We start from the raw sequence: 11,897 nt of genomic DNA on the forward strand, positions 1-11,897 counted from the left end.
CATGGCTCGCATCGAACTGAAGGGCGTCGCAAAACGGTACGGGTCGGTCGAAGTGCTGCGCGACATCGACCTAGAAATCGGCGACGGCGAGTTTATCGTGCTGGTCGGCCCGTCCGGGTGCGGCAAGTCAACGCTTCTGCGCATGATTGCCGGCCTGGAACCCATTTCAGGTGGCGACTTCTTTATCGACGGAACACGCATGAACGATGCGCGCCCGCGCGAGCGCGACATAGCGATGGTGTTTCAGTCCTATGCCCTCTATCCGCATATGGACGTCGCGCGGAACATGGGATTCTCGATGGAAATCCGCCGGCGCCCGCCGGCAGAACGCACCAGCCGGGTGAAGCAGGCCGCCGAAACTCTCGGACTGTCGGCGCTGACCGAGCGGCTGCCCCGAGCCCTTTCGGGCGGCCAGCGCCAGCGCGTGGCCATGGGCAGAGCAATCGTCCGGGACCCGAGGGCGTTTCTTTTCGATGAGCCGCTATCCAATCTGGACGCGGCCTTGCGCGTAGAAATGCGCCTCGAGATAGCCCGGCTGCACAAGAGGCTCGGGGCCACGATGGTCTATGTGACACACGATCAGGTGGAAGCGCTTACACTCGCCGACCGGATTGTCGTACTGGACGGCGGCGATATCCAGCAGATCGGTACACCGCTTACGCTTTACGAGCGCCCGGCAAACAAGTTTGTCGCCTGCTTTATCGGCTCACCCACAATGAATGTGGTGCCGGCAACCGGACGGGACCGCACGCTCTCCCTGAAGAACGGTGCACAAATCGCCCTGCCCCAATCCGCCGGTCTCGAACGCGCCGCGGAACTGGGCATCCGGCCAGAACATATCGACCTCGTCGCGCCCGAAGACGCCGACCTCACCGGCACGGTGGACCTCGTCGAACACCTGGGTTCCGACACCAATGTTTATGTGAGCATCGGAGATGTAGGAATGCTGATGGTGCGGCGGCGCGGCAACGCGCCGATCCGTTCCGGCGAACGCATCTTCCTTCGGCTTCAAAGGGAGAATACCCATGTCTTTGCGTCCGACGGTTCCGCGCTTGCGCATGCCTCTGCCGAGGCTGCCTGATATGGCGGCAGGCACAATCAGTTCACCGCGCTTTGCAGGACGATCATGAGCGCATTTTCGCCGGGCAATTCCCTGCGGTCGCCGGGCTTCTGGCTCGACGACCCGGCGCACCGCCGATGGCTGGCCGACAATGCCGAAAGCCAGTTCGCCTTCTTCCGGGCAAGCCTCAGGCCCGACGCCGGTTTCCACACTCTTGACGTCAACGGGCGCGCCTTGCCGAACAACGTGCAGGAGTTGCACACGACAACGCGTCTCATTCATGCCTATGCGCTGGGTGTGCTGCGCGGGATCGAACAATCCATGGAGATAGTCGATCACGGTATCGACTATCTCAACAGCCACCACCGCGACACTCGCGATGGGGGCTACTTCTGGGCGCTTGACGGTGCCGGCGTCTTTGACGGCCGCAAACTGGCCTACGGGCATGTCTTCGTACTGCTGGCCGCAGCCAGCGCCCTGCAGGCCGGGCATCGCCACGCAGAGAGCCTTCTTGCCCGGGTCTGCGATGTGCTCGATGAACACTTCTGGGAGGAAGACCACGGGCTTTTTTGCGACGAGTTCGAGGCCGACTGGACGCCGTTCTCGACCTATCGCGGCATGAACGCCAACATGCACGGGGTGGAGGCTCTGCTGACTGCATATGAAGCTGTCGGCGAGCGGCGGTTTCTCGACCGCGCCGGGCGGATACTCGACTTCTTCGTCGCACGCATAGCACCGAACGAAGGGTGGCGGCTGCCGGAACACTACACCGGTGGCTGGCGGATCGACCGCTCCTATGCCGGCAACCCGATGTTCAGGCCCGCCGGCACAACCCCCGGTCATTCATTCGAACTCGGGCGGCTTTTGCTCCAGTATTGGGATCTTCGCGGCAGACCCGACGACGGCTCACCCGCTTCGGCCCGGCGGCTGATCGAACAAGCCTGCAAGGATGCATGGGACAATCAGCGCGGCGGTTTTGCCTACACGCTGAATTTCGACGGAAGTGTCGCAATCGCCGACAGGTACTGGTGGCCGGTAACCGAAGCGATCGGCGCTTTTGCAAGCCTGATCAAACTTGAACGGCGGGAAAGCGACGAAGAATGGTACCGTCGCCTTTGGGTGTTCTCAGACAGAGTTCTGATCGACCATGACCGCGGTGGCTGGTTCCCGGAGCTTGACGCGATAGACCGGCCAACCGACAGACAATTTCAGGGCAAGCCGGACATCTACCATTCCATACAAGCCTGTCTTTTTCCGCTGGCTCCCGGACTTTCCCGGCTTTCGCGCGCCGGGTAGCGGCACGCAGCCCGAGGCGGGCAGCCCAATTGCTGCTTCGGCTTGATCCTGCCCTCACCCGAGCCGCATCAGTGGCTGGCCCGCGTAGTGGGATCGGCGCTGCAATATGCTACGAATTAAGGGCAGGAATCAGCGGCCGGACTTGATAAGAAGTGTCTATGAAGAAGAAACGATTGACGCGCCAGGATTGGATCGATGCGGCTATCAAGCGGTTGATCAAGAGCGGTGTCGACGCCGTGCGCGTCGAGCCTCTTGCCGAAGAGATCGGCGTCAGCCGCGGAAGTTTCTATTGGCATTTCAAGAGCCGGCGGGAACTTCTGACCGCTATCCTGGAAGACTGGCGCCAGCATCAGACCCGCAGGATTGTAGAGCGCATACGCAGGGATGGAAGTCTTTCGCCCATAGAGCGCGTGGTAAGGCTGCGCATGCTGCCGCCGCGCACCAAGACGACGAGCGCCGCCGCAACCTTTGAACTGGCCATTCGCGCATGGGCCATGCGCGACAAATTCGCGAGCAAAATCGTCAACGAGGTCGACAGCGAGCGCCTTGCTTTCGGAACGGCGCTGCTCGCCGATGCCGGCATGTCCGATGAAGAAGCCGGACACTGGGCACTTATGGGCTACGCTTACACGCTGGGAGAATCCTTGTTGCGCGACGCCTTGTCAGATCAGCAGATCCACGAAAGCCGCACGCGCTTCCTGATGGCGCAGGCGCGCAATCTCGACGACGGAGTGGCGGCGACGGGCAGCGTGATCGAAGAGCTGACCGACGACACCACAACCAATTGACGTCCGGGCGTTAAGACAGCTTCGTGCGTTTCAGCGCGATGCCGTGCGCTTCGCGGTCCCAAACGTCTGCGCTGACTTCATTGCCCCGCAGTTCGTGTTTCTTGATCTTGCCGGTCGAGGTTTTCGGCAGGCTTTGCATGGAGCGAATGAACCGCGGTACGGCAAAGTGCGGCAAACGCTCCGCAAGGTGTTCGATTAGCGTGGCCGGCTCGACATTGCCGCCCTCGGCGGTCGCTATGATAGCCATGACATCATCGTCGCCATGTGCAGTAGGGACGCCGATGACCGCCACTTCCGTTATTCCGGGGAAGGCAGCGATTTCGAGTTCGACTTCGATGGAGGAGATGTTCTCTCCGCGCCGGCGGATCGCGTCCTTCAGCCGGTCGACGAAGTAGAAATTTCCATGCTCGTCCTGCCTGAACGCATCGCCAGTATGGAACCATCCATTGCGCCATGCCGCAGCTGTCGCCACCGGGTCGTTCAGATAGCCAACATTCATGGTCCAGGGGAGATCGCTGCGCACGATCATCTCACCAACCTCGCCTGGCGCGACATCATTGTCGTATGGGTCCACCAGGCGGCACTCGATTCCATCGCGCTGCCGGCCGCAACTTCCATACACCTCGGAGTTCACGGGCGATATGATCGGCACCGAGATCTCGGTCATGCTGTAAGCGGCGAAATAATCGAAAGACTGCGCCTTGGCGAATTCGGCCGTGTCGGGTGTGATCGGCGACATCATTGCAAAGTCGAACGGACACCGCTCGCCGGCCGGCAAGGTCTTGGCCAGATAGCTGGTCATTGAACTTATGAGGCCGAGAATACGATTGCAGCCGGCGGCCCGAATGTCGTGCCAGAACGTCCGCGCGTGGAAGCTGTCGGCAACATGAACGGACGCCCCTTTGCCCAAAGCCGCATACACCGCCGACATGGCGACTGTGTGGAATAGTGGCGTGAAGATGTAGATGCGGTCGGTGGCTCTCAGATAACCATGTGCGGCGAGGCCTGCGGTCGAAAGCTGCGCATATGGAACCAGCACCCCCTTGGCGAGCCCCGTGGTGCCCGACGTGTAAAGTACCGCAGCGATATCCCAGGGCTGCAGTTCGGGCTGGCCGTTCAAAGCCTGCGCCTGCGAAAGCACCGTTTCGGACACCATCGAAACGCCCGCGACGGGTTCAATTTCGTCGCCGCCACACACGATGATCCGCCGCAGGCCGGACAAGTCGAGGGTCTGCAGTCTTTCTACCAACTCGTGATGTGCGATCAGCACGGACGCCCCGGAATTCCGGATCAAGTGTTCGATCATGCTGCCCCGCAGGGCGATGTTCATGGGTGTGTAGACCGCGCCCAGCGTGCTGATGCCGAACCAGGCGCGGATCAATGCCGGGCCGTTCGGAAGCCAGACTAGCACCACCTCGCCCTTTTTTATGCCGAGCTTGCCGAGGGCGGCCGCAGCCTCCCGCGCCTTCGACCATGCGTTGCTGTAGCTCCACTCCTCGTCGTTGTCGAAGCGAACGCACAGCGCGTCAGGCGAGGCCGTCGCCCATTTCGCCAGCATCGCGGGCAGAACGGCTTCGTCCCGCCCCAGCGGAGCCGATCGAAACCAATGGGGGTGGTTTTTATTCTGGTTCATCGAGGTAGCGCGCACTTTTCGACCTTTTGGAATGGCTGCAGCCAATTTCAGATGTTGAAACGAGATTGGCAATACCATACACAAGTGTATGGTTGAAGGAGCAAATTGCGATGACACGTGAAAAGAAGATAGCCGATCTCAAAAACCGAGTCCGCGTGCCTGTTATCGCAGCGCCGATGTTCCTGATATCCGGCGTCGAACTGGTGTGCGCCGCATCGCGCGCCGGCATCGTCGGGTGTTTCCCGGCCGCCAATGCGCGCACGATCGAGGCGCTTGACGAATGGTGCACAGAAATCGCGGAACGCTGCGATGGCGGCGGGCCATGGTCGATGAACATGATCACCAACAGCTCCTATGCCCGCTTCGCGGACGAGTTGGAGCTGGTCGCGCGCCATCGGCCGTCTCTCGTGATTACGGCGCTCGGGTCTCCGGCGCGCGTACTCGAGACCGTGCACGCCTATGGCGGCCTCGTGTTCGCCGACGTCACAACGCCGTCGCTCGCGCGCAAAGCGATCGATGCCGGAGCCGACGGGCTTGTGCTCGTATGTGCCGGCGCTGGCGGGCATACCGGCTCATACAACCCGTTTGCCTTCATTGCGGCCGTTCGCGAGTTCTGGGACGGGCCGGTTGTGCTTTCGGGAAGCATCGCCAATGGCGCAAGCGTTCTTGCCGCGGAGGCGCTGGGAGCCGATTTTGCCTATATGGGCACCAGGTTCATTGCCTCGCGGGAAAGCCTCGGCGATCAGGCCCGGAAGGGCATGACAATAGCGGCAACGATGGAGGATATAGTCACCAGTGCTGCGGTTACGGGCGTTCAGGCAAACTGGATGTGGCCGAGCCTGGCTGCCGCGGGGTTCAAGCGCGAGGATCTCAAATCCGAACGCAAGATGGATTTCACCACCACCGAAAGCGCCAAACCATGGAAAAACATCTGGGGCGCCGGGCAGGCTGTCGGCGCCGTCCGTGGCAGTGAGCCGGTCAGCGAAATCGTCGACGGGCTGGTCGGAGAATATGAGGCGTTGAAGGCGGCCAGGCGCTGTGCCTGATGCGGCTCAGCGAGCCTGCTCTCCGCTTCCGAGAGAGCCGGGCCTTTTCGGCTCGGCATCGATCATGACAAAAACAATACGCGCCGGCGTCGTGCCGCGATTCACCCATCGGTGATCGGTGCCGCTTTGGACCGCGCAATCGCCTTGCCGCAGAGTAACGGTTCGGTCGGCAAGTTCGATATCCACTTCGCCTTCGAGACAGATCAGATAGTCGACCGTGTCGGTCTTGTGCAGCGGGTATCGCTGGTTGCCGGGCGCAATATCCAGGACGCCGATGCGGCTTCCCCCCGCCGGAGGAACGGTGCCTGTCACCATCTCACGCAGGTCGCCGGTTTGCCTCAGGTCAGCCGGCGAACGATCCGTCAGCCAGAGATGGGTCGACAGAAACTTCTCGTCGATGCGGCGAAGCGGCATGACCTCAGCGTCGGAGATGACACAGGACTGACCATCCGGGTTCTCGCCCAGAACGATCCGGCGGATTGGTCTGGGTTCAAAGGTCACGACGGCCTCCAGTTCGGCTTGAAGCGATCGCGGCAGGTTCAGGGCCGCGAAAATCGAAACGTGACATTGCCCAGTTCGCCGTAATCGACGTGGAATACATCGCCGGGGGCAGCATCGACAGGGCGCGTGAAGGAACCCGCCAGCACGATCTGGCCTGCCTCAAGACGCACGTCGTACTTGGCGAGCTTGTTCGCGAGCCAGGCGATACCGTTGCCCGGATGGTTGAGTACACCTGCGGCAACGCCCGTCTCCTCGATTTCGGAATTGCGGTAACACAGGGCGGAGGCCCAAAGCAGGTCGACCTCATCCGGCTTCACCGGCTTGCCACCTGTGACAATGCCGCCATTGGCGGCATTGTCGGCGATGGTATCGAATACCCGTCGGGGTTTGCCGGATTCAGAGTCCATGCGCTCGATGCGGGCATCGATGATCTCGACGGCCGGAAGCACATAATCGGTAGCTCTGAGGACATCGACCAGCGTGCAGTTAGGCCCCATGAGCGGCTCGCCGAGGATAAATGCCAGCTCGACTTCGACGCGCGGCTCGATGAAGCGCTTGAACGGGATCGTCGAGCCGGTTTCGAAAAACATGTCGTCCAGCAACACCCCGTGGTCGGGCTCGTCGATCTGGGAATAGACCTGCATTGCCCTTGAGGTAAGACCGATCTTGTGGCCCCGAACGACGCGACCCTCCCCCGTTTTGATGGCGACCCAGGATTTCTGAACCGCATAGGCATCGGCGATGGTCATCTCGGGGTGCGCCAGCGACAGGTGACCGATCTGACGGCGCGTCCGCTCGGCGTCATGCAGCCGCCAGGCCGCACTTTCTATTTCGGCAGGTGTCATCATCCAACCTCTTCTCGGATCAATAGGCCTGCCGGCGGCCGAGATAGGTGTCGATGACACGCGGGTTATCGATGAGATCCGATGCGGCCCCCTCCATTGAGACGCGGCCGTTCTCCAGAACATAAGCGTAGTCAGACACTTCCAACGCCGCTCTTGCATTCTGCTCGACCACCAGCAGCGACACCCCATTGTCGCGCAGCCGCGAAATGATGTGAAATATCTCACGCACGATCAGCGGCGCGAGACCGAGGCTTGGTTCGTCGAGCAGCAAGAGACGCGGTGCCGCCATAAGGGCCCGTCCGAGGGCAAGCATCTGACGCTCGCCGCCGGACAAGGTGCTGGCGTCCTTGTCCTGGCGCTCCCGCAGCCGCGGAAAGCGCTCGAACACCTCTTCAAGGGATTCCCGCAGCTGGCGTTCCCCGCGCATCCAGCGGCTGAAGCCACCCAGTTCGAGATTGTCGGAGACAGACAAGTCGCCGAACAGTTCCCGTCGTTCTGGCACCAGGCAAAGCCCGCGCGCAACGCGGTCCTCGACGCTGACATTGGCCATCGGTTCACCGAAATAGGAAACCGTTCCGCGCGCAGGCAACAGGCCAGTAAGCGCCAGGAGCAGCGTCGTCTTGCCGGCGCCGTTCGGGCCAACAAGCGAGACAATTGCGCCCTCATCGACCTTGACGTTGACACCGTCGAGAACATCGGCCTTGCCGTAACCGACCTTGAGGTCCTTCGCTTCGAGCGCGATCATTCGTTCACTCCACCCAGATATGCCTCGATAACAGCCGGGTCCGCCTGCACGGCCTCTGGTGTGCCTTCGGCGATCTTCACCCCGAAATCCATCACGACCACCCGGTCGACCAGGTTCATCACGAACTCCATGTCGTGTTCGACCAGAAGCAGCGTCACACCCTCTGCCCGCAGTTCACGGCACAGCTTTGCGAGCACCACTTTTTCCTCGTAACGAAGACCCGCGGCAGGCTCATCGAGCAGCAGCAGATGCGGATCGCTGGCAAGCGCACGCGCGATCTCCACCAGCCTCTGCTGCCCGAGAGGCAGGCTGTCGGCCAAGGTGTTGCTGTGATGCGCGAGGCCGACACGCTCAAGTTGCACCTTGGCCTCATAAAGCAGCTGTGCTTCCTCGCGGCGGTCGAGCCGCAGCGCCGCCTTGATGAGGCCGGTGCTGCCGCGCGTATGCGCGCCCAGCGCAACGTTTTCGAGTACGGTCAGATGGGGCCTGAGCAGCGTATGCTGGAACGTGCGCGCAATACCCAACCGAAGCACTTCGCGCGAGTGCATGTTGTCGATACGTTTCCCACGGAAAGACACGACACCCGATGTCATGGGAAGGACCCCCGTGATCAGGTTGAACATCGTCGTCTTGCCGGCGCCGTTGGGGCCGATAAGGGCAACGATTTCGCCCGCCTTGACGTTGAACGAGATGTCATCAACCGCAGCCAGTCCGCCGAAGTTCTTGCGCGCGTTCTCGATCTTCAGCATTTCGGTCACAGGCTCAGCGCGCTCGCGCTGAGGCAGCCGTTCGGCTTCGGCCACCGAATGATGAAAATGCGCCCGCTTGCCGAACAGTCCCAGAATTGACGGGGCTAGTCCCTGCCGGGCGTAGTGGAGCATGAACATGACCACAAAGCCGAAGATGATAACGTCGAAATGTCCGACGCGACCGGTCAGGGCCGGGATCAGCGTTTGCAGCCACTGCTTGCTGACGATGTAGAAGGCGGCACCGATAATGGCGCCCCAGATGCTGCTGAGGCCCCCGATTACAGCCATGAAGAAATATTCGATGCTGATCGTGAGGTTGAACGCAGTCGGATTCACGAAGTGCAGGAAGTGGGCATAGAGCCAACCCGACAGACACGCCAGCAAAGCCGAGAAGATGAAGATCGTCAGCCCGACACCGGTCGTGTTGACGCCCATGGCCTCGGCCATCGGGGTCGCGCGGCCACCTGAACGGATTGCGCGGCCGATGCGGGAATCGAGAATGTTGGAGATCGACACCATCGCCAGTACGACGACGACCCAGTTCAGATAAAAGAACGTGGTCTTGCCGTCGAGGTCGTAGCCGAATGCCGAGATCGCCGGAATGCCGGAGAGGCCGTCATGACCGCCGAAGCCCGGCAGGTTGGCGAAGACGTAGTAAAAGCTGATCCCCCACGCCAAGGTGCCAATCGGCAGATAGTGACCTGTAAGGCGCAAGGTAAGCACGCCGAGCAAAAGAGCCATTGCAGCGGTCACTGCCAGCCCGACCAGCAGCGCCAGCCAGGGCGATGCTCCGTAGTTGAGGGTCAGGTAGCCGGTCGCATATGCGCCGATACCGACAAACGCGGCCTGGCCGAATGACATCAGCCCACCGGCGCCGCCCAGCAAAATGAGGCCGAGCACGACGATACTGGCGAGTGCAACATAGTTGGCCAGTGTCACGTAGAACGGAGGCAGCAGCCATGGCGCCACCGCAATGATCGGCAGCGCGAAAAGTAGCGGATTTCTCACAGCTCATGCCCTTCTTCGTTAGGCGTGGAACGCAGCGACAACCAGAGCAGCACGGGGATGAATGCCGAGAACACGATCGCCTCGGTGAATGCACTTGCCCAGAAGGCGCCAAACCCTTCGAGAATACCCACCCCGATCGAGCCGATGATCGCCGCAGGGTAACTCACCATGCCGCCGCTGATCGCGCCGAGCACGGACTTGAGGCCGATAAGCAGTCCGGAGTCGTAGTAGATGGTCGTCGACGAGACGATCAGCACTCCCGACACGCCACCTATGAACGCGGTGAGGAGGAACGCCAGTTTGCCGGCGAGATCCGGCTTGATGCCGACGATACGGGCACCGACGCGGTTGACCGCAGTCGCGCGCAGCGCCTTGCCCGGGATCGTGTACCCGAAAAACACGTAGAGAAGAGCGGTAAACAGAGCGAGTGTCCCCACAATTAGAATGGCCTGCGCCTTGATGATGAGTGAGCCGACTTCGAAACTCGCATCGATCATGGGATCGACCCGGAAACCTTCGGCGCCGAAGAACAGCAGTCCGAAGCCCTGGAATACGAAGTGCAGGGCGATCGCGATGACGAACAGCAAGCGGACCGAGCCGCTGGAAACCGGCTGGAACGCAATCCGGTAGACGAGCGGCCCCAGCAGCGTGACGATGGCGACCGAAACGGCGGCCTGAACGAGCATGGGTGCACCCAGCGGAGCAATCCAAATAGTTAGCGCTATGACGGCGAAGGGAGCCACCAGATAGAGCCCGACGGTTCCCGGTATGCTCTTGAAATCCTTGTCCGAAACAGCTCGATAGATTTCAATCGCGGCGGCGATCACCGCAAGCAGGCCGAGCAACCATATGATCTGCGGCACCAGCCCGATCTGAAGACTGGCGAATGTCAGCGCCGAAAAGGTAACAAACTCGCCCTGGGCCACGAACAGGATGCGCGTGGTGGTAAACACCAGCACCATCGTTACCGCGAGAAGGGCGTAGATCGCACCGTTTGCAATCCCGTCTTCAAGGAGAAAGAAGAATATCTGAAAGTCCATTAGGAGCACCTTTGTGGGCCGACCCCGGATGTATCCGGGGCCGGAAACACCGGATCAGTCGACCGGGTGGAACTCGTTGTCCTTGACCGTGACCATGACACGAGCGCGCTCGTCGAGACCGTTGTGGTCGTCCTTGGTGATCCGATAGACGGCGCTTACACCGGTGACGTCCTCGCCTCTTTCAATCGCGTCCTTCAACGCAATCCGAAACTCTTCGGTTCCGGGCGCGGCCTTGTCCAACGCAGCCGGCAGAGCCGCCTTGATGATCTCATATGCGTCCCAAGCGTAGGCGGAAAAGGAACTCGCTTCCTCACCGAACTTTGCGCTGTAGGCTTCCATCATCTCGATCGCACCCTTCTTGATAGGGTTGCTGTCAGGCAGAGCGCGCGCGACCGAGAACGGGCCCGCGGTAGCGTACGTTCCTTCGATCGACTTGGCACCGACCCTGAGGAACGGCCGATTGATGACGCCGTGCAGGAAGTAGGACATGCCTTTGTAGCCGCGGCCTTTCAGTTCGATCTGCGGCAGCGCTGCGGGCGTTCCCGACGCGCTGATAAACACCGCGTCCGGCTTGGACTGCATCACGCGCAGCACCTGAGCGGTCACGCTGGTGTCATTGCGCGCGAAACGCTCGTTGGTCACGACCTCGATGCCGGCCGGTTCCGCATATTTTGTGAATGCATGATAGTTGTGATCGCCGAGACTGTCGGCAAATCCAAGATAGGCGGCGCGTTTCACGCCCTGCTCCTTCATGTGAAGGACCAGACCTTCTGCCATGAGATCGGCGGTCTGCGGCAGGGAAAACACGAAATCAGTAGCCGGGATCGGCGCAAGTGCGATCTGCGGCGTCTTGGTCTGGTTGGCGACCTCGCCGATGGCAAGCGAGTTCGGAATGGTTGTCGAACCGATGATCACATCGGCATTGTATTCTTCCACGAGCTGCCGTGCGTTACGCACTGCGCGCCCCGGGTCGCCGCCATCATCAAGAATAATGTAGCGGACCTTAACGTCGCCGATGGTCTCGGGCATCAGCTCGATGGCGTTCTTTTCCGGAATGCCGAGAGATGCGGCAGCGCCGGTCGCGGTGATTGTTGCGCCGATGGTGAGAGTGGTCTCTTGCGCGTGTGCCGCCCCGGCGAACAGTGCCGTGGCCAGCACCAGGCTGGATACAATTCTCATTCTTCTC

11 protein-coding genes are annotated in these 11,897 nt (G+C 61.1%); 4 read left to right on the forward strand and 7 right to left on the reverse strand.

Annotated features, from left to right (window positions below; genetic code table 11):
• The first annotated feature begins 1 nt into the window (after position 1).
• The 3 genes from EP165_RS01010 (at position 2) to EP165_RS01020 (ending at position 3,144) form a co-directional block, all read left to right on the forward strand.
• Positions 2 to 1,081, forward strand: a complete 1,080-nt coding sequence (locus EP165_RS01010; RefSeq protein WP_127519695.1) for an ABC transporter ATP-binding protein — start codon at positions 2 to 4, stop codon at positions 1,079 to 1,081.
• Between the two features lie 45 nt (positions 1,082 to 1,126).
• Positions 1,127 to 2,356, forward strand: coding sequence for an AGE family epimerase/isomerase (locus EP165_RS01015; RefSeq protein WP_127519696.1), 1,230 nt, complete (start codon positions 1,127 to 1,129; stop codon positions 2,354 to 2,356).
• 158 nt (positions 2,357 to 2,514) lie between these two features.
• Complete coding sequence (locus EP165_RS01020) at positions 2,515 to 3,144, forward strand: TetR/AcrR family transcriptional regulator (RefSeq protein ID WP_127519697.1); 630 nt, start codon at positions 2,515 to 2,517, stop codon at positions 3,142 to 3,144.
• 10 nt (positions 3,145 to 3,154) lie between these two features.
• On the opposite strand, the gene EP165_RS01025 is transcribed toward EP165_RS01020, so the two are convergent.
• Entirely contained in the window at positions 3,155 to 4,777 is a 1,623-nt protein-coding gene (locus tag EP165_RS01025) for an AMP-binding protein (RefSeq protein WP_164742920.1), read from the reverse strand.
• 110 nt (positions 4,778 to 4,887) lie between these two features.
• On the opposite strand from EP165_RS01025, the gene EP165_RS01030 reads away from it, so the two are divergent.
• A complete protein-coding gene (locus EP165_RS01030; RefSeq protein ID WP_127519699.1) occupies positions 4,888 to 5,823 on the forward strand; it encodes an NAD(P)H-dependent flavin oxidoreductase in 936 nt (311 codons plus the stop codon).
• Positions 5,824 to 5,829: 6 nt separating this feature from the next.
• Here the strand turns inward: EP165_RS01030 and EP165_RS01035 are convergent, their stop codons facing one another.
• From EP165_RS01035 to EP165_RS01060, 6 genes are read right to left on the reverse strand one after another with little or no spacing between them, the layout of a single operon-like run.
• Positions 5,830 to 6,324 (reverse strand): cupin domain-containing protein, encoded by a 495-nt coding sequence (locus tag EP165_RS01035; protein ID WP_127519700.1) that lies wholly within the window; start codon positions 6,322 to 6,324, stop codon positions 5,830 to 5,832.
• 38 nt (positions 6,325 to 6,362) lie between these two features.
• A complete protein-coding gene (gene hpaH, locus EP165_RS01040) occupies positions 6,363 to 7,172 on the reverse strand; it encodes a 2-oxo-hept-4-ene-1,7-dioate hydratase (RefSeq protein ID WP_206075849.1) in 810 nt (269 codons plus the stop codon).
• Positions 7,173 to 7,188: 16 nt separating this feature from the next.
• Positions 7,189 to 7,914 (reverse strand): ABC transporter ATP-binding protein, encoded by a 726-nt coding sequence (locus EP165_RS01045; protein ID WP_127519701.1) that lies wholly within the window; start codon positions 7,912 to 7,914, stop codon positions 7,189 to 7,191.
• Positions 7,911 to 9,671 carry a branched-chain amino acid ABC transporter ATP-binding protein/permease gene (locus tag EP165_RS01050; RefSeq protein WP_127519702.1) on the reverse strand — a complete coding sequence of 587 codons (1,761 nt, stop codon included), beginning with the start codon at positions 9,669 to 9,671 and terminating at the stop codon, positions 7,911 to 7,913. Before EP165_RS01050 ends, EP165_RS01045 begins: the two co-directional genes overlap by 4 nt.
• Entirely contained in the window at positions 9,668 to 10,711 is a 1,044-nt protein-coding gene (locus EP165_RS01055) for a branched-chain amino acid ABC transporter permease (RefSeq protein ID WP_127519703.1), read from the reverse strand. The genes EP165_RS01050 and EP165_RS01055 overlap by 4 nt, the downstream gene beginning before the upstream one ends.
• 54 nt (positions 10,712 to 10,765) lie before the next feature.
• Positions 10,766 to 11,890: an ABC transporter substrate-binding protein gene (locus EP165_RS01060; protein ID WP_127519704.1), complete on the reverse strand. Its 1,125-nt coding sequence runs from the start codon at positions 11,888 to 11,890 to the stop codon at positions 10,766 to 10,768.
• Positions 11,891 to 11,897: the final 7 nt, after the last annotated feature.

Origin of the sequence: Mesorhizobium sp. Z1-4, assembly GCF_004000235.1 — a bacterium.
In the GTDB taxonomy this organism is placed as follows: domain Bacteria; phylum Pseudomonadota; class Alphaproteobacteria; order Rhizobiales; family Rhizobiaceae; genus RCIO01.